Origin of the sequence: Catellatospora sp. IY07-71 (assembly GCF_018326265.1) — a bacterium.
GTDB lineage: Bacteria > Actinomycetota > Actinomycetes > Mycobacteriales > Micromonosporaceae > Catellatospora.
Genome location: NZ_AP023360.1, coordinates 1,273,852 through 1,294,285, shown reverse-complemented (window position 1 = coordinate 1,294,285; position 20,434 = coordinate 1,273,852). Strand labels below are relative to the sequence as shown.

At 70.9% G+C, this 20,434-nt stretch carries 20 protein-coding genes and 1 tRNA gene; 13 read left to right on the top strand and 8 right to left on the bottom strand.

Going from position 1 to position 20,434, the window contains the following annotated elements:
* Positions 1 to 95: 95 nt before the first annotated feature.
* The gene (locus CS0771_RS05900) at positions 96 to 1,661 is read right to left on the bottom strand and encodes a sugar transferase (RefSeq protein WP_212840115.1); all 1,566 of its coding nucleotides are present in this window, start codon (positions 1,659 to 1,661) and stop codon (positions 96 to 98) included.
* Positions 1,662 to 1,871: 210 nt separating this feature from the next.
* The gene (locus CS0771_RS05895; RefSeq protein WP_212840113.1) at positions 1,872 to 2,726 is read right to left on the bottom strand and encodes an Fpg/Nei family DNA glycosylase; all 855 of its coding nucleotides are present in this window, start codon (positions 2,724 to 2,726) and stop codon (positions 1,872 to 1,874) included.
* A gap of 46 nt (positions 2,727 to 2,772) precedes the next feature.
* Here CS0771_RS05895 and CS0771_RS05890 point away from each other — a divergent pair, with 46 nt between their 5' ends.
* A complete protein-coding gene (locus CS0771_RS05890; protein ID WP_212840112.1) occupies positions 2,773 to 3,930 on the top strand; it encodes a glycosyltransferase family 4 protein in 1,158 nt (385 codons plus the stop codon).
* Between the two features lie 252 nt (positions 3,931 to 4,182).
* Here the strand turns inward: CS0771_RS05890 and CS0771_RS05885 are convergent, their stop codons facing one another.
* Genes CS0771_RS05885 through CS0771_RS05875 form a run of 3 tightly spaced genes read right to left on the bottom strand, consistent with a single transcriptional unit; the run spans position 4,183 to position 6,681 of the window.
* Positions 4,183 to 4,887, bottom strand: coding sequence for a CDP-alcohol phosphatidyltransferase family protein (locus tag CS0771_RS05885; protein WP_212840111.1), 705 nt, complete (start codon positions 4,885 to 4,887; stop codon positions 4,183 to 4,185).
* Positions 4,874 to 5,944: an iron-containing alcohol dehydrogenase family protein gene (locus CS0771_RS05880; RefSeq protein ID WP_212840109.1), complete on the bottom strand. Its 1,071-nt coding sequence runs from the start codon at positions 5,942 to 5,944 to the stop codon at positions 4,874 to 4,876. The genes CS0771_RS05885 and CS0771_RS05880 overlap by 14 nt, the downstream gene beginning before the upstream one ends.
* Entirely contained in the window at positions 5,932 to 6,681 is a 750-nt protein-coding gene (locus CS0771_RS05875; protein WP_212840107.1) for a sugar phosphate nucleotidyltransferase, read from the bottom strand. The genes CS0771_RS05880 and CS0771_RS05875 overlap by 13 nt, the downstream gene beginning before the upstream one ends.
* Positions 6,682 to 6,893: 212 nt before the next feature.
* Here CS0771_RS05875 and CS0771_RS05870 point away from each other — a divergent pair, with 212 nt between their 5' ends.
* The 3 genes from CS0771_RS05870 (at position 6,894) to corA (ending at position 10,161) form a co-directional block, all read left to right on the top strand.
* A complete protein-coding gene (locus CS0771_RS05870) occupies positions 6,894 to 7,292 on the top strand; it encodes a cyclic nucleotide-binding/CBS domain-containing protein (protein ID WP_203745736.1) in 399 nt (132 codons plus the stop codon).
* Positions 7,293 to 7,471: 179 nt separating this feature from the next.
* Positions 7,472 to 8,566 (top strand): PLP-dependent aminotransferase family protein, encoded by a 1,095-nt coding sequence (locus tag CS0771_RS05865; protein WP_212840106.1) that lies wholly within the window; start codon positions 7,472 to 7,474, stop codon positions 8,564 to 8,566.
* Between the two features lie 527 nt (positions 8,567 to 9,093).
* Positions 9,094 to 10,161, top strand: coding sequence for a magnesium/cobalt transporter CorA (gene corA / locus CS0771_RS05860; RefSeq protein WP_212845641.1), 1,068 nt, complete (start codon positions 9,094 to 9,096; stop codon positions 10,159 to 10,161).
* Between the two features lie 59 nt (positions 10,162 to 10,220).
* Here corA and CS0771_RS05855 read toward each other — a convergent pair whose 3' ends face one another.
* Positions 10,221 to 10,865, bottom strand: a complete 645-nt coding sequence (locus CS0771_RS05855) for a hypothetical protein (protein ID WP_212840104.1) — start codon at positions 10,863 to 10,865, stop codon at positions 10,221 to 10,223.
* 258 nt (positions 10,866 to 11,123) lie between these two features.
* Between CS0771_RS05855 and CS0771_RS05850 the strand changes: the two genes are divergently transcribed.
* The 7 genes from CS0771_RS05850 (at position 11,124) to CS0771_RS05820 (ending at position 16,870) form a co-directional block, all read left to right on the top strand.
* On the top strand, positions 11,124 to 11,651 hold the full coding sequence (locus tag CS0771_RS05850) for a peptidylprolyl isomerase (protein ID WP_244870628.1): 528 nt from the start codon (positions 11,124 to 11,126) through the stop codon (positions 11,649 to 11,651).
* Positions 11,652 to 11,661: 10 nt separating this feature from the next.
* Positions 11,662 to 12,591 carry a rhomboid family intramembrane serine protease gene (locus tag CS0771_RS05845; RefSeq protein WP_371821356.1) on the top strand — a complete coding sequence of 310 codons (930 nt, stop codon included), beginning with the start codon at positions 11,662 to 11,664 and terminating at the stop codon, positions 12,589 to 12,591.
* 82 nt (positions 12,592 to 12,673) lie between these two features.
* Positions 12,674 to 13,168 carry a hypothetical protein gene (locus tag CS0771_RS05840; protein ID WP_244870627.1) on the top strand — a complete coding sequence of 165 codons (495 nt, stop codon included), beginning with the start codon at positions 12,674 to 12,676 and terminating at the stop codon, positions 13,166 to 13,168.
* A 164-nt stretch (positions 13,169 to 13,332) separates the two neighbouring features.
* Positions 13,333 to 14,013: a response regulator transcription factor gene (locus CS0771_RS05835; protein ID WP_244870626.1), complete on the top strand. Its 681-nt coding sequence runs from the start codon at positions 13,333 to 13,335 to the stop codon at positions 14,011 to 14,013.
* Complete coding sequence (locus tag CS0771_RS05830) at positions 14,006 to 15,421, top strand: ATP-binding protein (protein WP_212840101.1); 1,416 nt, start codon at positions 14,006 to 14,008, stop codon at positions 15,419 to 15,421. Before CS0771_RS05835 ends, CS0771_RS05830 begins: the two co-directional genes overlap by 8 nt.
* A 34-nt stretch (positions 15,422 to 15,455) precedes the next feature.
* A complete protein-coding gene (locus tag CS0771_RS05825) occupies positions 15,456 to 16,013 on the top strand; it encodes a hypothetical protein (RefSeq protein ID WP_212840100.1) in 558 nt (185 codons plus the stop codon).
* Between the two features lie 149 nt (positions 16,014 to 16,162).
* Positions 16,163 to 16,870 carry a glycosyltransferase family 2 protein gene (locus tag CS0771_RS05820; RefSeq protein WP_212840098.1) on the top strand — a complete coding sequence of 236 codons (708 nt, stop codon included), beginning with the start codon at positions 16,163 to 16,165 and terminating at the stop codon, positions 16,868 to 16,870.
* Here CS0771_RS05820 and CS0771_RS05815 read toward each other — a convergent pair.
* Positions 16,867 to 17,802, bottom strand: a complete 936-nt coding sequence (locus CS0771_RS05815; RefSeq protein ID WP_371821355.1) for an NAD(P)H-quinone oxidoreductase — start codon at positions 17,800 to 17,802, stop codon at positions 16,867 to 16,869. The genes CS0771_RS05820 and CS0771_RS05815 overlap by 4 nt on opposite strands.
* Positions 17,803 to 17,877: 75 nt before the next feature.
* On the opposite strand from CS0771_RS05815, the gene CS0771_RS05810 reads away from it, so the two are divergent.
* Positions 17,878 to 17,964, top strand: a tRNA-Ser gene (locus CS0771_RS05810).
* 111 nt (positions 17,965 to 18,075) lie between these two features.
* Complete coding sequence (locus tag CS0771_RS05805; protein WP_212845638.1) at positions 18,076 to 18,903, top strand: NUDIX domain-containing protein; 828 nt, start codon at positions 18,076 to 18,078, stop codon at positions 18,901 to 18,903.
* Between the two features lie 13 nt (positions 18,904 to 18,916).
* On the opposite strand, the gene CS0771_RS05800 is transcribed toward CS0771_RS05805, so the two are convergent.
* A complete protein-coding gene (locus CS0771_RS05800; protein WP_212840096.1) occupies positions 18,917 to 19,933 on the bottom strand; it encodes a GPP34 family phosphoprotein in 1,017 nt (338 codons plus the stop codon).
* Between the last annotated feature and the right edge of the window lie 501 nt (positions 19,934 to 20,434).

Below are 20,434 nucleotides of genomic sequence, written 5' to 3'. Positions count from 1 at the left end.
GCGACGGCGGACACGCAGACGGGGCATGTCCGCGCCTGGTCAGGATCGGCTTGATTACCGGATCCTAAGGCAGCGGCATGCCCCGTCGGCTCCTCCTAGTAGGCACCCTTGCGGCGCAGCACGACACCGACGGTCCGCCAAAGGATGCTCAGGTCGTACGCGAGCGACCAGTTGTCGACGTAGTACAGGTCCAGCCGGACCGACTCGTCCCAGTTCAGGTCGGAGCGGCCGGAGACCTGCCACAGGCCGGTCATGCCGGGGCGGACCAGCAGGCGGCGGCGTACGTCGCCCAGGTAGTCGCCGTCCTCGGCGGGCAGCGGGCGCGGCCCGACCAGGGACATCTCGCCCTTGAGCACGTTGATCAGCTGGGGCAGCTCGTCGATCGAGCTGGCGCGCAGGAACCGGCCGACCGGCGTGACCCGCGGATCGTCGCGGATCTTGAAGAGCATGCCGTCGGTCTCGTTCTGCGCTTCCAGCTTGCTCTTGCGCTCCTCCGCGTCGGTGTACATGGTGCGGAACTTCCACACCTTGAACAGCTGACCCTCGTGGCCGACGCGCAGCTGGCGGAAGAACGCCGGGCCCCGGTCGGTCAGCGAGATGGCGAGCGAGATCAGCAGGAACAGCGGCGCCAGCAGGATCAGGCCGATGGCGGCCGCGACCCGGTCCAGCGTGTTCTTGGCCAGCCAGGCGACGCCGGAGAGCTTCGGCTCCTCGACGTGCAGCAGCGGCAGGCCCTCGATCGGGCGGATGTGCACGCGGGGGCCGGCGATGTCGGTGAGCTGCGGCGCGACCACCAGGTCGATGCCGGTGCCCTCCAGCTGCCAGGCCAGGCGGCGCAGCTCGTCGGGCTCCGCGCCGGCCGAGCCGCACACCGCGATGGTGTCCGCGCGCAGCTCGCGCACCAGGTCGACCAGGTCGCGGCCGTAGTACACCGGCACCGGGGCCTGCGACCGCCGGGAGGCGGGCACGTGCTCGGACAGGTGGATCGCGACGGGGACCAGGCCGGCCTTCGGGTTGCGGGCGACGACCTTGTACACGAACAGCGTCTCCGGCAGCGAGCCGATGAGCAGCATCCGGTACGTGGCCATCCGGCCGCGGCGGCGCACCAGGTAGAGCACGCGCCGGGCGAGCAGCCGAGCCGCGATGATGTACGCCATCGCCGCCAGGATCACGAAGGCGACCGTGCCGCGGGACAGGCCCTCGCCACCGGCCTTCTGGAAACCGAAGGCGACGAACGAGACCGTCGCGGCGACCGCGATGGTGGCCCGGAAGACGCGCTTGAACTCGTCGGTGCCCAGCCCGATGACGCGCCGGTCGTAGGCGCCGTTGCCCCACAGCAGCAGCAGCCACAGCAGCGGCATGAACGCGTACGCCGCCACCTGGAACTCGACGATCCCCTCGAAACCCGAGGTGACTCGGTTGATCTCCAGCTGCGAGATCACGGTCCAGCTCGCCGCCATCACGCACAGCAGGTCGGAGATGATCAGGCAGAGCAGGTACGGCCGGTGCCAGCGGGCCCGGCGCGCGGTGGGGCGGGCGAACGCGTTGCGTGCCACGCCGTTGGTCTTCGGCACGGGGGGCAGCTCGTATCGATCGGCTACGTAGTCCGGGACATTCGACCGCTTGGGCACGGTGGTCGGGTGCTTCAGGCTCGTCGTCACCTCACCTGGGTCCTCCCGTGCGTCACGTTCCTGCCCGGTGGTGCCGGTCAGTGCTGCAGCCCTGCGATCGGAACGTGCGGCAGGACGGGTGTCGCCCACGACGTTCAGTCTCGCATGGTTTGTCCGAGGTCGGCGGGAGACACCGTTTGCGACCGTGTCATCCGAACACCCCAGGACCGGGACACTATACGAACTGGGCCGTGGGCGACACTAGCGCAGGAGTTTGGAAAGTCGACGATCTGCGAGCGGTTTACCCCCTGTTTGGCACGTCGGGCAGTACTGCAGGCTCGAATCGGCGAACGACACCTCACGCACCGTATCGCCGCAGACCGGACACGGCTGCCCAGCCCGCCCGTGCACCCGCAGGCCCGCGCGCTTCTCCGCCTTCAGCGTGGCCGCCTTCTGCCCCACCGACTTGGTCACCGCCTCGGTCAGCACCTGCGTCATCGCCGCGTGCAGGTTCTCCAGCTGTTCAGGTGAGAGCCGGTCCGCCCGCGCGTACGGCGACACTCGCGCGGTGTGCAGGATCTCGTCGGAGTACGCGTTGCCGACGCCCGCGATCACCTGCTGGTCGCGCAGCACGCCCTTGATCTGGGCGTTGCGGCCGCGCATCAGCTCGGTGAAGGCGGCCAGGTCCAGGCTGAGCGCGTCCGGCCCGAGCCGCGCGATCCCGGGCACCTGCCCCACGTCGGTCACCAGGTAGGCCGCCAGGCGCTTCTGCGTACCGGCCTCGGTCAGGTCGAAGCCCGACCCGTCGCCCAGCCGCACCCGCAGCGCGATCGGGCCCTTGCCCGGCTTCAGCAGCGTGTCCGGCGGCGCGTCGCGGTAGTGCAGCCAGCCCGCCCGGGACAGGTGGATCACCAGGTGCAGGTCGTCCAGCTCGACGTCGAGAAACTTGCCGTGCCGGCCCGCGCCGGTGACCGTGCGGCCGTGCAGGGCCGACAGGGGCGGGTCGAACGTCTTCAGGGCGCTGATCGCCGACACGTCGACCCGCTCGACGCGCTGGCCGACGGCTCGCTCACGCAGGTACGCGGCGAGAGCCTCCACCTCGGGCAACTCTGGCACGGCGCTAACGCTACCGTTCTATCGACAACACAGCAGGGAGCAGCAGTTGAAGGTCGTCGTCGCCCACAACCGGTATCGCTCCGAGCTGCCCTCGGGTGAGAACGTCATCGTCGACCAGGAGATGGCGCAGCTCGCGGCGGCCGGGGTCACCGTGCTGCCGTTCCTGCGCAACTCCGACGACATCCCGTCGCTGTCGGCCGCCCAGAAGGTGCTGCTGCCGATCTCCCCGATCTGGGCCCCCGCCGCGCAGCGCGACCTCACCGCGCTCATCCGCCGGGAGCGGCCGGACGTGCTGCACCTGCACAACCCGTACCCGCTGCTCTCGCCCTGGGTGGTGCGGACCGCGCACGCCCACGGCGTGCCGGTGGTGCAGACGGTGCACAACTACCGGCAGGTCTGCGCGCCCGGTCTCTACTTCCGCGACGGCCATGCCTGCCACGAGTGCCGCGGGAAGGCGTTCGCCCTGCCCGCGATCAAGCACAAGTGCTACCGGGGCTCCACCGCGCAGAGCGCGATCATGGCGACCACGCTGGCCGTGCACCGTGGCACCTGGCGCTCGGTCGACCGTTACATCGCGCTGACCGGCGCCATCGCCGACCACCTGCGCGACTTCGGCATCCCCGACGAGCGCATCGTGGTCAAGCCCAACGGCGTCGACGACCCGGGTCAGCCCGCCCAGCCCGGCGAGGGCCTGCTGTTCGTCGGCCGGCTCTCTCCCGAGAAGGGCCTCGGCCTGCTGCTCGACGCCTGGCGGCGGCACCCCGACGGCTCGCTCGGCACGCTGCGCATCGTCGGCGACGGCGAGCTGCGCCCGCTCGCCGAGCAGGCCGCGGCCGAGCGCCGGGACGTGGAGTTCCTGGGCCCGCAGGACCGGGCGGGGGTACGCGCCGCGTTCCGCGCCTCGGCCCTGTTCGCCGCCCCGTCGACCTGGCACGACGTGCTGCCCACGGTCATCATCGAGGCGCTGGCGGCCGGCCGCCCCGTCATCGGCACCACGCTGGGCGGCATCCCGTACCTGATCGACAGCGCCGGTTTCGCCGTCCCGCCCACCGCCGAGGACTGGGCCGCCGCCCTCCCCGACGCCCTCAAGGCGGCCCCCACCCTCTCCGAGACGGCCCGCCGCCGCTACGAACAGACCTTCCACCCCGACGTCGTCACGTCGAAGCTCCTCGCCGTCTACGACTCCCTCCGCCGCCCTTCTTGATCATCCGACTTGCCTGGCACCTGGGCGTATCTTGACCCGCCATTCGCCCACCTGCCTGGCAAGTCGAACGATCAAGAAGGGTCGGCGTACAGCGCCGGGAGATCGACCAGGAGGACACCTTCGGCGTCTGCGACCTCACGTAATGTGACAGGCGGACGCCGGACCGCAGTTTCGGGGAAAGTGCACTCAGGGGAGGGCGCGAAGCCGCAGTTTCCCCGAAACTGCGCGCACGGCAGCGTCGGCGACGGCCCGTCAGGCGCGGTAGGCGGTGCGGGCGGTGAAGGCGATGCTGGCCAGGAGGAAGCCGAAGTTCACGACGGTGAAGGCGGCGATGAACCAGATCGTCAGGGCGGGGGCGATGGTGAGGACCAGGCCCGCCACGAAGATGACGGCGCCGTAGTCGCGGACCAGCTTGACCACGCGGACCGGCAGCGAGGTCGAGGTGACCATCGAGGCGGCCTTGTCGCTGGTGGCCAGGACGCTGGTGACGAGGTTGACCATCCACGAGCCGGCGAACAGCGCGCCGAGCCACAGCGGCGGGCGGCCGATCGCCACCAGCGCGGTGACCAGCAGGATCTGCGAGGCCACGTCGCACAGGATGTCGATCCGGGCCCCGGCCAGGCTGCCCTGCCCGGTCACCCGGGCCAGCTGCCCGTCCGCGCAGTCGAGGGCGTACGCGAGCTGCCAGCCGAGCAGCGCGAGCAGCCCGTACACCGGGGTGATCGCGGCCGTGCCGTCCTGGGCGCGCAGCACGAGCACCGTCGACACGGCGATGCCGAGCAGCAGGTTGATCAGGGTGAGCGTGGTCGGTTTCGCGCCCGTGCGGGACGCGACCAGGGCGATCACCGCGCCGATGCGCTGGCTGAGGGCCTCGGAGAACAGCCCGCCGCCCCGGTTCACCGCGTAGAAGTCGGCGACACCGGGGCGGTGCGGGGTCAGCGTGTCAGTGGACGGCATCCGCGTAGTCTGCCACCCGCTCGCCCAGCTCGTCGCGGCTGAGGGCGAGGTGCTCCAGGATCGTGTACCGGTCGGGCCGGGTCCGCGGCGCGAACTCGACCGCGTCGACGAACTGCTCGTCGGTCAGGCCCAGATCGGCCGGGGTGCGCGGCAGCCCGTGCCGGGCGAGGCAGGCGCTCAGCTGCTCGAACCGTGCCGCCCACGCCTTGTCGGTGGACGCGCGCAGGAACGTGCAGAACAGCGCGCCCACGCCGCACTGCTCGCCGTGGCTGGCCGTGCCCGGGAACAGGATGTCGAGCGCGTGCGAGATCTCGTGGCAGCCGCCGCTGGCCGGGCGGGACGATCCGCAGATCGCCATGGCCAGGCCGCCGGTGATCAGCGACTCGGCCAGCACGGTGAGGAAGCCGTCGTCGCTCATGTCGCCGGGGTGGTTGACCACCGCCTCCGCGCCGGAGCGCGCCATCGCCACGGCCAGGCCGTCGATCGGCTCGCCGCGCATCCGGTGGGCGAGCTCCCAGTCGGCGATGGCGTTGATGTTGCTCAGCGTCTCGCCGATGCCCGCCCGGGTGGACCGGTCCGGTCCCGCCTCGACGAAGTCCAGGTCGACGACCACGGCGATCGGGATGTGCGCGCTGTACGAGGGCCGGCCGCCGTCGTGGTCGAGGGTGGCGATCGGCGAGGCGATGCCGTCGTTGGCGAGGCTCGTCGCGACGCTGACCATGGGCAGGCCGTACCGCGTCGCGGCGTACTTCGTGGTGTCGATGGTCTTGCCGCCGCCGATGCCGACGACGGCGTCGAAGTTGCGCCCGCGCAGCCGCTGGCCCAGCTCCAGCGCGGAGTCGAGGGTGCCCCCGCTGATGTTGATGAACTCGGCCCGTTCCAGGGAGGGTCCCACCAGCTCGACGATGCGCTGCCCCTGACCGGGCCCGACCACGACCGCCACGTCGCCACCGGCGGAGATGCGCCGGTCGGTGAGGAGCGCGGCCAGGCCTTCGACCGCCCCGCGCCGCACCTCGATGCTCAGCGGCGTCTGGACCGAGCGGATCAGTAGTGGCATGCGATCTCCCGTGCGCGGGCGAGGTCGTCGTGGTTGTCGACCTCGACCCAGGAGACGTTCCCGATGGACGCGCCGCGGATGACGCCCCCGCGGTCGGCCAGCACCTGGTAGCCGTCCTCGTAGAAGCGGTTGGGGTCGTGCTCGAAGGTGGTCTTCAGCGCGTCGGCCAGCGCCTCGGCGGCCTCGGGGCGGATCAGCGTGGCGCCGATGTACTCGCCGTGCGCGGTCGCCGGGTCCATCAGCTTGGTGATCTTCTGGAGCAGGCCGTCCTCGGTGAAGATCGCCTTCATCTCCTCGTCGGCCAGCTGCTTCTGGTCGTCGAGGGCGAGGATGATGCCCGCGTCGGCGTACTTCTCGTCCTGCGCGGCGGCGAGCAGGGTCTGCTCGACGGAGACCGGGTGCACGGTGTCGCCGTTGACGAGCAGCGCGCCCCGGGCGAAGTGCTCGCGGGCCAGCCACAGGGAGTACGCGTTGTTCCACTCCTCGGCCTTGTCGTTGTGCACGAGGGTGAGGGTGATGCCGTACTTCTCCTCCAGGGCGGCCTTGCGGACCTCCACGGCCTCGGCCCGGTAGCCCACCACGACCACGACCTCGGTGAGCCCGACCTTCGCCAGGTTGCGCAGCGCGATGTCGAAGATCGTCGTTTCGCCGTCCACCGGCACCAGGGCCTTGGGCAGCGTGTCGGTGTAGGGGCGCAGCCGGCGCCCGGCGCCCGCGGCCAGCACCATACCGATCATGGTGGCTCCTTCGAGAGGGGGAAGAGGGTGTTGCGTCGCTGGTGAAGGCTACTGCACTCGGCGCGGGAGGCGACGCCCAGCACAGACGCCGGGGCATGACAAGTCTTGTGAGTTGACCGGAACCTCGCCCAAGATGTCCGTACGGTGCGTTTCAATGGGGTTGCGTTCCGAAGGGGTGATTGCATATGGCTAACGCTGCACAGGCGCACGCGATGCACGTTCGTGAGGCGATGAGCAAACCCGTCCTCATGGTCGGCCCGCAGCACACGTTGCGCCAGGCGGCCCAGCTGATGGCGATGCGCCGGGTGGGCTCGGCGATCGTGATAGATCCGGACGGCGAAGGGCTCGGCATCATGACCGAGCGAGACGTCCTCAACGCCGTCGGCGCGGGGCTCGACCCCGACGTCGAGTTGTGCGCGAACCACATCACCTGGGACGTCGTCTACGCCGCGCCCGACTGGAGCCTGGAGGAGGCGGCGATGGCGATGGCCCGGGGCGGCTTCCGCCACCTCGTGGTGCTGGACGGGGACGAGGTGCTGGGCATCATCTCGGTGCGCGACCTGATGCGGGTCTGGGCGCTGCGCCGGGCCGAGGCCGCCGCCTCGGTCTGACCGGCTGGTCGGCGGCCGCCGGAGGATTTCGCGTCGAGGGCCGCCGCGATACGGATATCATCGGACAAAAGGGTTTCCCTTCGCGCGAGTTCATTGAGATCTTGCGCGGAGGGATGACCTGCGGTGTGCCGCGGGCGGGTGGGGCGTTCTCGCATTTCGGGCGCACTAACCTGTTCCCCATGACCGCCGAGCAGCTCATCTCGTTCGCCCGGGGCGCCCCGAGCCTGGACATCGTCGATGTCGAGGGGCTCAGCGCCGCGGCTGTCCGCGCCTTCGCCAACGACCCGGCCGGGCTCACCGCGTACGGCAACTCCTACGGCTACGCGCCCCTGCGCAAGTGGATCGCGGCCAAGCACGGGGTCGCCGTCGACCAGGTGCTGATCACCAACGGCTCCCTGCAGGCCGACGCCTTCCTCTTCAACCACCTCGTCCAGCCCGGTGACCACGTCGTGGTGGAGAAGCCGACGTACGACCGGACGCTGCTGAACCTGAAGAACCTCGGCGCGGTCGTGCACCAGGTCACGCTGCACCCGGACGGCATCGACACCGCCGAGCTGCGTGCCCTGCTGGAGTCGGGCGTGCGCCCGAAGCTGGCGCACATCATCCCGAACTACCAGAACCCGGCGGGCGTGACGCTCTCCCTGGAGAAGCGCCGGGAGCTGCTCGCGCTGGCCGCCGAGTACGGCTTCACGATCTTCGAGGACGACCCGTACGTCGACATCCGGTTCCGCGGCGACGCGCTGCCGACGATGCTCTCGATGGACAGCGGCGACGTGGTCGTGCACGCCAGCTCATTCACCAAGACCGTCTGCCCCGGCGTCCGGGTCGGCTACCTGGTCGGCTCGAAGGGCCTGATCGACGCGATCGCGGGGAGAGCCACCAACCTCTACATCTCGGCGGGCCAGGTCGCGCAGGGCATCGTGTACGAGTTCTGCGCCTCCGGCGACATCGACCGCTCGGTGGCCACGGTGAGCGCGGCGCTGGCCGAGCGCGCCTCGGTGCTGGCGGAGTCGCTGCGCAAGCGGATCGACGGTGTCTCGTTCACCGAGCCCGACGGCGGCTACTTCCTCTGGATCGAGCTGCCGTCGGACGTGCACGTGGACAAGCTGCTGCCGGCCGCGGCCGAGCGCGGCGTGGCCGTGGTCAAGGGCTCCGACTTCCTGCTGGAGGGCGGCCAGAACGCGCTGCGCCTGGCATTCAGCGCGGTCACCGTGGATCAGATCGACGAGGGCGTACGCCGCCTCGCCGAGGCGATCGACGCGGTTCGCGGTTGATTCGCCAATTCGTATATCTGACCGAGTTCTGTCGTATTTCTGACAGTTAGAGCGGGGCGCTGCGGGGTTCCCTTCGCCAGGTTACGTGGATCACAATGCGTCGGGCGCACGTCGCCGGTTGACCGCCGGACATGCGGCCACTGCGGTGGCCACGTTCGCGCACGGTGCACGGGAGCCCTGTCACGCATTGCCCCCGCCCCCAATAAAGAGGAGCGTCACCCACCCCCCACCCCGGGTGTCGTTCCAGGCGCCGGGTGGACCCGAGCCGCACTCCCCCCGACCGCGGCTCACCTGGGTCCACCCGGCGCCATTTTTGGTACCACCCGCCCGCAACGCGCCGGGAACCGCGCGCCGATCGGCGTCACCGCGCTGAGATCCCGGGCAAGTAGCCTGTCTCCGGAGTGCCCGAGCGGGGTGCCCCAGGGTGGAGGAGGCGAGCCGTGGTTGACGACGCCCGGGACGACAACGGCCGGCGATCCTCCAACGGGGACCGGCTGACCCGCGCCATCACCGCACCGGCCCGGGCGATGACCCGGCTGGTGTCCGGGCTGGCCGGGGACGACGAGGCGCCCGTGCCGGCGCAGGTCGGGCAGCGCGACGCGATCGTGGACTGCGCGCTCTACCTCGACGGCGTCCGGCAGCCCGCGGTGGGCGACTACCGGCAGACCCTGGCCGCCGCGCGCCGGCAGCGGGGCTCGTTCGTCTGGCTGGGCCTGCATGCGCCCGATGCGGCCCAGATGGCGGGCATCGCCGACGCGTTCGGCCTGCACGAGCTGGCCGTGGAGGACGTGGTCAGCGCGGGCCAGCGGCCGAAGCTGGAGCAGTTCGGCGACGTGCACTTCCTGGTGGTCCGGACCGCCCGCTACGTGGAGCACAAGGAGCTGACCGAGCACTCCGAGGTGGTCGAGACCGGTCAGATCATGCTGTTCATCGGCCCGGACTTCGTGGTCTCGGTCCGGCACGGCACGGCCTGCCGGCTCAAGCCGGTGCGCGAGCACCTGGAGCAGCGCCCGGAGCTGCTCAAGATCGGCCCCTGGGCGGTGGCGTACGGCGTGCTCGACCACGTGGTCGACCTCTACCTGGAGGCGGCCGAGGGCATCAGCCTGGACGTGGACCTGATCGAGGAGAGCGTCTTCGCCCGCGACACCACGGGCAGTGGCCGCATGCAGCGCATCTACCAGCTCAAGCGGGAGCTGGTGGAGTTCAAGCGCGCGGTGCTGCCGCTGCAGCGCCCGCTGCAGCTGCTGATCGGCGACACCCCCGAGGTCACCAAGGAGCTGCGCAAGTACTTCCGCGACGTGCAGGACCACCTGGCCCGCGTCGTGGACCAGGTCACCTCGTTCGACGACCTGCTGATCTCGATCATGCAGGCGCGGCTGGCCCAGGTGACCGTGGACCAGAACAACGACATGCGCAAGGTCGCGGCCTGGGCGAGTATCGCCGCCGTGTGGACCGCCTTCGCGGGCATCTACGGCATGAACTTCACGTACATGCCCGAGCTGGAGTGGCGCTACGGCTACCCGGCGATCCTCACGGTGATGGTGCTGATCTCCTTCGCCATCTACCGCATCCTCCGCCGCTCCGGCTGGCTGTGAAGGAAGGGCACCTTCTTAACGGTTTCCGTAGAAGAAGGTGCCCTTCTTAACCCTCGACGTCACATGCGGCTGTTCTTCGAGCCGCTCGTCGACTCGTACTTCGACAGGTAGCTGTCGGTCGCGTCGTTGGCCGCCTCGGCCGTCTCGTTGACCCGCGCCTTCATGTTGTCCCGGCCGCTCTTGAGCGACGAGGACGCCGACTGCAGCTTGTCCGCGGTCTTGTCCATGGCCTTGGTGGTGTGCTGCGTCGCCTTGTCGATGACGTTCTCGGCCTTGTCGCTCACCTTGTCCGTCATCGTCCTGGTCTCCGAGCGCATCGACTCCAGCGCCTGGCTCGGGTCGTACTCCGACCACTGCTGCTGACGGCGGCGCTTCATGACGAGCGCACCGGCGATTCCTACGGCGGCGCCGGCGGCCAGCAAGCCGATCAGCATCCCCGTGTTGCCACCACGAGACACGTGGGCCCCCTTCTTCTTCTTGGCCGCCTTCGCGTACGCCTTCTGCGAGGACTTCATGGCGTCCGCCGCGCCCTCCCGGTATGCCGCGACGAGCGGCGCCAGCGTGGTCATCGTCGAGTCCACGCCGCGAGACGTGGCGCGGCGCATGCGTCCGGTGGTCGGGCCGAAGGAGGCGCCGACCCCGCCGGCGGCGTGTGTCGCCGCCTGCAGGAAATGCTCCCAGCTCTGCCCCATTTCGTCGCGCATGAGCTCACCGCGCGTCTTGTGTCTGAATCCGAGCATCTTCCCCGCCCTTCCTGGACGACGCCCCCGCACCGTCCAGTCGTGTCCGCCGGACGCCCCCGCGCCCCGCGGTGGTATTCGCAAGGCGCGCCGTCAGCACGAAAGCGCGCCTCGTTCATGTCCCCGAGTGCCATACTGCCTCGCCGGACGCCTTCGCACACCCGGAACGGGCACATGGGAGAATCTGTCGGTAACTGACCATCGGATATTCAGGAGTCAGCCGTGAAGGCTCAGGCCAATTACGCCGTCCTGCACACCAGCGCCGGTCCCATCCGCCTGGAGCTCTACCCGAACCACGCCCCGAAGACCGTGCAGAACTTCGTGGAGCTGGCGGAGGGCACCAGGGAGGGTGCGAAAGACCCGCGGACCGGTCAGCCGATCACGGGGCCGTACTACGACGGCACCCCGTTCCACCGCGTGATCGACGGCTTCATGATCCAGACCGGTGACCCGACCGGCACCGGCCGGGGCGGCCCCGGTTACACCTTCGACGACGAGTTCCACCCGGAGCTCAGCTTCAACGCGCCGTACCTGCTGGCCATGGCCAACGCCGGCCCGAAGACCAACGGCTCGCAGTTCTTCATCACCACCGCTCCGACGAGCTGGCTGAACTTCAAGCACACGATCTTCGGCAAGGTCGCCGACGCCGACTCGCAGAAGGTCGTGGACGCCATCTCCAGCACGCCGGTGGACGCCGCCGACCGCCCGCGGGACGCGATCGTCATCGAGCGAATCGAGATTGAGCGCTAGTCTCGCACCCATGACGTCTCCCGCACCCCTGGGTGGCCAGCCGCCCGTTCCGACGTGTTACCGCCACCCGGGTCGGGAGACCTATCTCAGTTGTACGCGCTGCTCGCGGCCGATCTGCCCGGATTGCATGATCTCGGCGTCGGTCGGGCACCAGTGCCCCGAGTGCGTGGCGGAGGGCCGGCGCACCCAGCGTCCGGCCCTCACCCACTTCGGCGGCTCCCAGGTGGGCATGCACGGGTACGTCACCAAGGCCCTGATCGGGATCAACGTGGCGGTGTTCCTGCTCGGCCTGGTGCTGGCGGGGGCCGCGGCGGGCTTCGACGGCGGCCTGTTCACCGGCGCCACGAAGATCCAGTTCCTGGGCGGCGTGATCGGCCCGGACTTCTGCGGGCTGGGCAACCCGGACACCGGGCTGTGCTACGAGGCGTACACGGGCATCGACAACGGCGCCTACTACCGCCTGTTCACCGCCATGTTCATCCACTACGGGATCATCCACCTGGCGCTGAACATGTGGGCGCTGTGGGTGCTGGGGCGCTCGCTGGAGGCGGCGCTCGGCCCGATCCGGTTCGGCGCGCTCTACCTGATCTGCGGCCTCGGCGGCAACGTCGCGTGCTACCTGCTCAGCCCCGGCGCGCTGTCGGCGGGCGCATCCACGGCGGTCTACGGCCTGTTCGCGGCATACTTCTTCGTGCTGCGGCGGCTGGGCCGGGACGCCATGTCGGTGGTCCCGATCATCGTGATCAACGTGATCCTGAGCTTCTCCATCCCCGGCATCTCGTGGCAGGGGCACCTCGGCGGCCTGATCACCGGGGCGATCTGCGGCTTCGGGCTGGCGTACGCGCCACGCCAGAACCGCACCGCCGTGCAGGCCGGAGTGCTCGGCGGCATGCTGGCGGTGCTGCTGCTGGCGACGGTGGCGCTGAGCTTCACGCGTTGACCCGCGTCACCTCGAGATAAGTCAATTTGGATCGCATGAGTGACTCGCGTGACGTTGGTCACGCGCGCTCGTTGCTCCTTACATGGACGTCTTCTCGCGTACGTTCCTCCCCGCCACCGGCGAGGCCGGGATCCCCATGGCCACGGTCAGCCGGCACATGCCGATCTTCCGTCGCTGCGTCGAGGCCGGTGACGCCACCGTCCTCGTCGCGCGCGCGCTGCGCCCCGAGCGCCCGCTCGGCCGAGAGTTCCTGCTGCTGCTGACCTACCGCCGCCTGGTGATCACCCAGGAGAGCCGCATCCTGCGCCGGCTGCGGCTGCACCTCAACACCGACCTGCGCCACCTGGCGAACGTGACCTGGCACCCCGACCCCCGCCTGTCGGCGATCGAGTTCGCCGCGACCGCCGTCGACGGCATCCGCGAGCGCTTCTGGATCCACGCCGGCCACCCCAAGCAGGTCTGGCACCTCGATGCCCTCTTCAGCCACGTCTTCAAGCCGAAGCTGGTCGCCCAGCGCACCGCCGGCCTGAACCACACCCCCTACACCTCCTTCGCCGACCACCTCGTCGGCGCCTGACCCGCCCTCCCTCCCCGAGGGCGCCGCAAGATCGCGACGATCTTGCGCGAACTGTTAGGGATATGGCCGCTTTGTGCGTGTCGCACCCACAGTCCGCGCAAGATCGTCGCGTTTTTGGGGCTGGGGCTTACGTGGTTCGTACATGGGGCCGGGATGATGTGCGGGTGGGTGAGAAGGGGCTGGTGCTCGTCGTCGAGGATGAGCGGCCTATTGCGGATTTGATCCGGCTTTATCTGCAGCGTGAGGGGTATGGGGTCCAGGTCGAGAGGGACGGGGCGGCGGGGCTGGCGGCGGCGCGGCGGGTGAAGCCGGTCGCGTGCGTGCTGGACATCGCGTTGCCGTCGATGGACGGGACCGAGATCTGCCGGCGGCTGCGGGCCGAGGACGTGTGGGTGCCGATCATCTTTCTCACCGCGCGGGACGACGAGGTGGACCGGATCGTCGGGCTGGAGCTGGGGGCCGACGACTACCTGACCAAGCCGTTCAGTCCGCGGGAGCTGGTGGCGCGGCTGAAGGCGGTGCTGCGGCGGGCGGGCGGCACGCCGGAGCCGGATCGCACCCGCAGCGTCGGGGCGGTGCGGCTGGACCCGGCGCGGCGTGAGGTCACCGTCGACGGGGCGGCCGTGCAGCTGACCAGCACCGAGTTCGACCTGCTGGCGCACCTGATGAGCCGTCCGGGGCGCGTCTACACCCGCGACGAGCTGCTCAGCACCGTCTGGGGGTACGCCGCGCACGGTGGCACGCGGACCGTGGACGTGCACGTGGCGCAGGTCCGGGCCAAGCTCGGCGACGCCGCCGGCATCGTGCGCACCGTCCGGGGCGTGGGGTACACCGCCGATGCCTGACCGCCGCGCCGATCTGACCGTGCCGATCCGGGTGCTCGCGGCGCCGCCCCGGCCCACGCGCAGCGCCACCACGCTGACCACCCGCGCGGTGCTGGCCGGCGTGATCGTCGCGCTGATCTCGGTGCTGGTGACCGCGCTGGTCGCCGTGCCGCTGGCCGCCCGCGCCGCCGAGCAGGCCGCCCGCGAGGGCCTGGCCGCGCAGACCGAGGTGGTGGCGCAGGTGCTGCGCACCCGCCGGGCCGTGAACGCCGACGCCCGGCTGATGGAGCAGCTTCGCAAGATCGATGACGGTGCGGACGCGTACCTCATCACCGCCGGGCAGCCGGACCGGCCGGGGCTGCCCGACCGGCTGGTCGCCCGGATCGCGGGCGGCGAAGCGGTCAGCGAGCGCCTCGCCATGGTCGGCGGCCGGCTCTCCATGGTCGAGGGGCGGGTGCTCGGCAACGGCGACGGCGTCGTGCTGGCCCGGCCCGCCGCCACCGGCATCACCCGCCAGGTGCTGCGCAACCTGTGGCTGCCGCTGCTCGCCGGGCTCGGCGCCGGTGTGCTGGCCGGGGTCCTGCTCGGCCGCCGCCTGGCCCGCCCCATCCGCAACGCGGCGACCGCCGCGGCCCGGCTCAGCTCCGGCGACCGTACCGTCCGGCTGGCCGCGGAGCCGCCCGAGGAGGTGGAGCGCCTCGCCCAGTCGATCAACGAGCTGGCCGAGGCGCTGGCCGTCAGCGAGGGCCGCCAGCGCGAATTCCTGCTCTCCATCTCGCACGAGCTGCGCACCCCGCTGACCACCATCCGGGGGTACGCGGAGGCGCTGTCCGACGGCGTGGTCGGCGCCGACGGCGCGCAGGGCGTCGGGCAGACCGTGCTCGCCGAGGCCGAGCGGCTGGACCGGCTCGTCGCCGACCTGCTGTCGCTGGCCCGGCTGGACGCCGCCGACTTCGCCATCCAGCCCGCCGACGTCGAGCTGGTCTCGCTGGTGCGCGCCGCCGAGCGGGCGTTCGCGCCCCGCGCCGAGCGCGCCGGGGTCAGCCTGCGCGCCGAGGTGCCCGCGCACGAGGTGTGGACCCATACGGACCCGGTGCGGCTGCGCCAGATCGTCGACGGCCTGGTCGAGAACGCGCTGCGGGTGCTGCCCGCGGGCTGCCCGCTGGTGCTCGCCGTCCACCCGCTGCCCGACCGCACCGCGGTCGAGGTGCGCGACGGCGGCCCCGGGCTCACCGACGACGACCTCGCCGTCGCCTTCCAGCGCGGCGCGCTGCACCAGCGCTACCAGGGCATCCGGCAGACCGGCAGCGGCCTGGGGCTGGCGCTCGCGGCCGGGCTGGCCCGCCGCCTCGGCGGCACCATCGAGGCGGGCCACGCGGCCGAGGGCGGTGCCCGGTTCACGGTTTACCTGCCCCGTACACCGAGCTGACCGGGCGCTGCCCGCGACCGATCAGTCTGTCGTCATGAAGAGACTGAGCCTCACCGTCGCCCTCGGCCTCGCCGCGCTGCTCGGCCTGACCGCCTGCGGCCCCGCGGACGTGCCCGGGGTCGCCACCGAACTGGTCGCCTCGGTCGAGGCGGAGGCGCTCGCCGCGATGGGCGTCGAGCCCGCCGACCTGGTGCCCGCCGAGACCACGCTCGCCGTCACCGCCACACCGTCCCCGGAGAAGGGCGAGCCCGGCGAGGAGCGGCTGCGCAACTGGCGCAAGCGACACGCGCTGCGGGTGGCCCTGCGCCGCGGCACCCTGCACGGCGAAGCCGTGGTCGAGACGAAGCAGGGCCCGGTCACCGTGCTGGTGCAGCGCGGCACGGTCACCGCGATCGACGCCGACTCGATCACCGTGCGGTCCACCGACGGCTTCACCCTGACCTGGAAGTACGCCGAGAAGCTGCGGGTCGTCGAGAAGCGCGCCACGATCCAGCCCACCGAGCTGAAACCCGGCGCGACCGTGGCCCTGGCCGGCCCGAAGCAGGGCGACACGCCCACCGCCCGGCTGATCGTGATCCCCCTCACGAAGTAGGCGGCAAGGAAGGGCACCTTCTTAACGAATATGGTTAATAAGGTGCCCTTCCTTTCTGTCAAGGGCCGCTGACCTCGCCGAATGTGCATGCCCCCTCCGCAGAGGCTAGACTCAGCGGGTTCCAGCCAGCTCCAGCAGCGGAGAGCCCCGTGAAGCTATCGATTCTCATGCCGGTCTACAACGAAGAGGCCCGGCTTGGTGAAGCGCTCAAGCAGGCGCTGGCGGTCGACTACCCGTGCGAGACCGAGCTGGTCGTGGTCAACGACGGCAGCTCCGACGGCACCGCGGACATCCTGAACAGCTGCGACGACCCCCGGCTGCAGGCGTTCCACCACGCCAAGAACGCCGGCAAGGGCGCGGCCATCCGCACCGCCGTGGAGTCCGCGACCGGTGACTACATGGTCATCCTGGACGCCGACCTGGAGTACGACCCCAAGGACATCCCGAAGCTGCTCGAGCCGGTGCTCGACGGCCGGGCCAAGGTCGTCTACGGCAACCGCAGCTTCGGCGGCCACGCCGCGTTCTCGTTCTGGTACGTGATGGGCAACAAGGGCGTCACCCTGTTCGCCAACATCATGTTCAACTCGTACATCGGCGACCTGGAGACCTGCTTCAAGCTGATGCCGCTGGAGCTCTACCGCTCGCTGAACATCAAGTCCAAGGGCTTCGGCATGGAGGCCGAGGCCACCGGCAAGCTGCTGCGCCGCAAGATCCGGCCGTACGAGGTGCCGATCAGCTACACCGCGCGCACCCGCGAAGAGGGCAAGAAGATCACCGCGATGGACGGGATCGAGGCGCTGCTCATCCTCACCCGCGAGCGGTTCCGCCCCGTGCCGAAGCAGCGCACCGCCGCCTAACCGGCCACCAGCAGCACCTTGCCGACGTGCGCACCGGCGGCCACGACCGCCTGCGCGGCGGCCGCCTCGGCCAGCGGCAGGGTGCGATCGATCACCGGCCGGATCGCGCCCGACTCCAGCAGCGGCCACACGTCCCGGCGTACCCCGGCGACGATCTCGGCCTTCTCCGCCGCCGGGCGGGCGCGCAGCGCGGTCGCGGCGACGCTCGCCCGCTTGGCCAGCAGGGCGCCCAGGTTGAGTTCCGCCTTCGTGCCACCCTGCAGCCCGATCACCACCAGCCGCCCGCCGGTCGCCAGCGCCCGCACGTTGCGCTCCAGATACGACGCGCCCATGATGTCCAGCACCACATCCGCGCCGACGTCGGTGAAGTCGTCGACGGTGTAGTCCAGGCACACGTCCGCGCCCAGCTCCCGCAGCCGCTCGTGCTTGGCCGCCCGTGCCGTCGTCACCACCCGCGCGCCCAGCGCCTTCGCGTACTGGATCGCGAACGTGCCCACGCCGCTGCCGCCGCCGTGGATCAGCACCGTCTCCCCGGCCCGCAGGCCCGCCACCATGGTCAGGTTGGACCAGACGGTGCACGCCACCTCGGGCAGGCCGCCCGCGGTCACCACGTCGATCCCGGCCGGCACCGGCAGCACCTGCGCGGCGGGCACGGCCACCAGCTCGGCGTAGCCGCCGCCGCCCAGCAGGGCGCACACCTCGGCGCCGTCGTGCCAGTCACCGGCGGCGTGCATGACGGTGCCGGAGCACTCCAAGCCGGGATACTCCGGGGCGCCGGGTGGAGGCGGGTAGAAGCCGGCGACCTGGAGCAGATCGGCGCGGTTCACGGCGGTGGCCGCTGTCCGGATCAGGACCTCATCCGGGCCCGGCACCGGGTCCGGCACCTCTGACCAGGCCAGTTCGCCCTTGGCGGGGATCGTCATCGCGCGCACCCGACCATCTTCTCCCAGAACCGGCACGGGCATGTGTGCGGCGCGTCTGGCACACTGGTCGTCGGCGATGCGCCGGGAGGGTTCGCCTAGTGGCCGATGGCGGTGGTCTTGAAAACCACTAAGGCAGCGATGTCTTCAAGGGTTCGAATCCCTTACCCTCCGCCGCGAAAACGCAGCCAGGGCCCGGTCGGAAGAGATCTTCCGACCGGGCTCCTTCGCCGCCGGGGCGTCGGTTCCGCCGCGGATGTCGGCCATGGGCGGCATGATGTGGCGATGCTGACCTTGTCGCGGCTGCGGCCCGTCGTGCGGGACGCCTGGGGGCCGGACACCTGCGATCCCGTGGACCTCGCCGATTGGCGACCGGAGAACCCGAGTCGCGGCCAATGCGGGGTCACCGCCCTCGTCGTCCAGGACGTCCTCGGTGGCGAGCTGATGCTCGGCGAGGTGTTCGAGAGCGGGGCACGGCGCGGGTATCACTACTGGAACCGGCTGCCCGACGGCACCGAGGTCGACCTCACCCGGGACCAGTTCCGCCCGGGCGAGACCGTCACCGGCGGCGTGGGCGTGTCCCGTCCGGCCGGCCCGCCGAACCGGTGTCGTGGGCAGTACGAGCTTCTCAGGCACCGGGTGCGCACGGGGCTGGACCGCATCGAGGGTGTGAGCCCGTCGACACCGGCCGGCCCGCCGGTGCGGATCGCGGTGGTCCTGCTCGTCGATCCCGATGGGGCGGTCCTGTTGCAGCTTCGTCATCGCGAAGCCCGAGCCGAGCCGGGGCAGTGGGGCCTGGTCGGCGGACATGTCGAAGACGGCGAGGATCACGAGCAGGCGGCTCGACGCGAACTGGCCGAGGAGACCGGCCTGGTCCTCGATACGGAGTTCCGGCTTTTCTGGCAGGACTTGCGTCCAGACCTCGCCGAGGGCACGTCCGGGGTGGACATGCGCGCCTACTCGGCACGCTGCGGCCTGGTGCCGTCCAGCGCCATCGTTCTCGGTGAGGGGCAGGCCGCGGAGTTCGTCAGGCTCGCCGACGTCACCACGCGCGACCTCGCCCCGACGGCTGCCGCGGTGCTGTCGCAGCTGCTCGCCCGCGGGATCGGCTGACGGGTTGGGCCGGTCAGGGCAGCGGCTTGATGGCGCGTTCGGCGATGGCCCGGTCCACGGCCGCGACCACCTCGCGGGTCCACGGCGGCAGCGTGGCGGCGAGGCCCTCGATGCGCTGCCGCATCTGCGCCCTGGGCAGCTTCACCAGGATGCACTCGTGCCCCTCGGTGACGTCGACCAGGGCCGCCAGGATCACCGTCGGCACGTCCTCGGCCTCGACCCTGGTCAGCACGCGGCGCAGGCTGCTCGCGGGCGCCCCGGCGGCCGAGTCGCCGCTCGGCCGGTAGCGCAGTTTGCGGCCGAGCCAGCGCAGTGGCGAGCGGCTGTCCTCCGGCGTGACCAGCCCGGCGTCCTCCAGCCGCTGGCTGACCTGCCGTAGCGCCTCCCCCTGCAGGTCGCGCACCCAGCGCCAGAGCTGCTGGTCCCGCCGCTCCGGCGGGGCGGTGGCGATGAGGTCGGCGAAGACCGCGTACGGGTGGCCCGCGCGGTCGGCGGAGCCGTCGACCACGACGCGCTCGCCGACCGTGATCAGCCCGGCCTGGGCCAGCTCGATGAGGATCGCGCCGGCCACGCCCAGTCCCAGCGAACTCTCGCCGATGTAGGCGTCACCGTCCCGGTCGTGGTTGACGAGGAAGAACTCCTCGGCCAGCCCGAGCCGGCCGTCGCTCTCGGTCGTGGCCTGCGCCGCGGCGGCGGCCGCCCGGCCCGTCTGTGCCGTCTGGCGGGTGGTCTTCGGCTCGGCCTTGCGGGCTGCGATCCACAGTTCCTGGAACCGGGCGACCTCCGCACTGTGCAGGCAGGCGACGACCGCGAGCAGATGCTGCTGCGAGCCGAGGTGCGGAGCGCGGAGGACCTTGTTCACCGTGTTGTGCGACAGCGTCACCCGTTCGCCGGATCCGGGCGGCAGCTCTCTGACCCGGCGGCTGATCCGTTCGGCGATGGTGCGGCAGCTCGGCTCGTCGGCGGCTATGTACAGCTCCTCGAGTGCGAGCAGAAGCGCCCGTGCCGGTTCCGTCAGCGACTCGGCCATGTCGTCCCCGCTCCAGATAGGTCAGTCGCCAGGCATGTCGATGCGTGAAGACGTCATCCTAGATGCGTCGCGCGCTGTCACGAAATGTCACGCGGCCGCCCCACGGCGTTCCGGCGCGCTGTAACGAGGTCTGGACCAGGGATTACGTGACCATGCGGGATTGGTCACCGCTGTCACGGATTGGCACAACGGCGGCTGATCGGCGACGTCCGGGCCTTCTCCGGTGTCCGTGTCTGCACCGTCGTGTCACCGAAGGGCGGCCTCGCCAATCAGCTTTGTCCGCCGCTGTCTCCGCCGATCGCGGATGACGACCGAGCGTGGCCATTCGTGTCCAACTGTGTCATGGCCTCTGGAAGCCTGGCCGGCTGTGGCCGAGAGTCGACGGTGAGCGATTCGCGGCTCCGGCTGGGGCGGCGGATCGCTGTTCCGATCATTGCGCCACAAGGCCGGCGGCGCGGGCGGCCGGGTGGCGCGGGACAGGGGAGCGGGTATGGAGACGCA

Excerpts from the sequence above, each read along its gene's own strand:
- CS0771_RS05885 (WP_212840111.1), bottom strand. The coding sequence starts at position 4,887 with ATGCCGTCCACTGACACGCTGACCCCGCACCGCCCCGGTGTCGCCGAC.
- CS0771_RS05880 (WP_212840109.1), bottom strand. The coding sequence starts at position 5,944 with ATGCCACTACTGATCCGCTCGGTCCAGACGCCGCTGAGCATCGAGGTG.
- CS0771_RS05875 (WP_212840107.1), bottom strand. The coding sequence starts at position 6,681 with ATGATCGGTATGGTGCTGGCCGCGGGCGCCGGGCGCCGGCTGCGCCCC.
- CS0771_RS05870 (WP_203745736.1), top strand. The coding sequence starts at position 6,894 with ATGCACGTTCGTGAGGCGATGAGCAAACCCGTCCTCATGGTCGGCCCG.
- CS0771_RS05865 (WP_212840106.1), top strand. The coding sequence starts at position 7,472 with ATGACCGCCGAGCAGCTCATCTCGTTCGCCCGGGGCGCCCCGAGCCTG.
- corA (WP_212845641.1), top strand. The coding sequence starts at position 9,094 with ATGACCCGGCTGGTGTCCGGGCTGGCCGGGGACGACGAGGCGCCCGTG.
- CS0771_RS05855 (WP_212840104.1), bottom strand. The coding sequence starts at position 10,865 with ATGCGCGACGAAATGGGGCAGAGCTGGGAGCATTTCCTGCAGGCGGCG.
- CS0771_RS05845 (WP_371821356.1), top strand. The coding sequence starts at position 11,662 with ATGACGTCTCCCGCACCCCTGGGTGGCCAGCCGCCCGTTCCGACGTGT.
- CS0771_RS05840 (WP_244870627.1), top strand. The coding sequence starts at position 12,674 with ATGGACGTCTTCTCGCGTACGTTCCTCCCCGCCACCGGCGAGGCCGGG.
- CS0771_RS05830 (WP_212840101.1), top strand. The coding sequence starts at position 14,006 with ATGCCTGACCGCCGCGCCGATCTGACCGTGCCGATCCGGGTGCTCGCG.
- CS0771_RS05825 (WP_212840100.1), top strand. The coding sequence starts at position 15,456 with ATGAAGAGACTGAGCCTCACCGTCGCCCTCGGCCTCGCCGCGCTGCTC.
- CS0771_RS05805 (WP_212845638.1), top strand. The coding sequence starts at position 18,076 with ATGCTGACCTTGTCGCGGCTGCGGCCCGTCGTGCGGGACGCCTGGGGG.
- CS0771_RS05800 (WP_212840096.1), bottom strand. The coding sequence starts at position 19,933 with ATGGCCGAGTCGCTGACGGAACCGGCACGGGCGCTTCTGCTCGCACTC.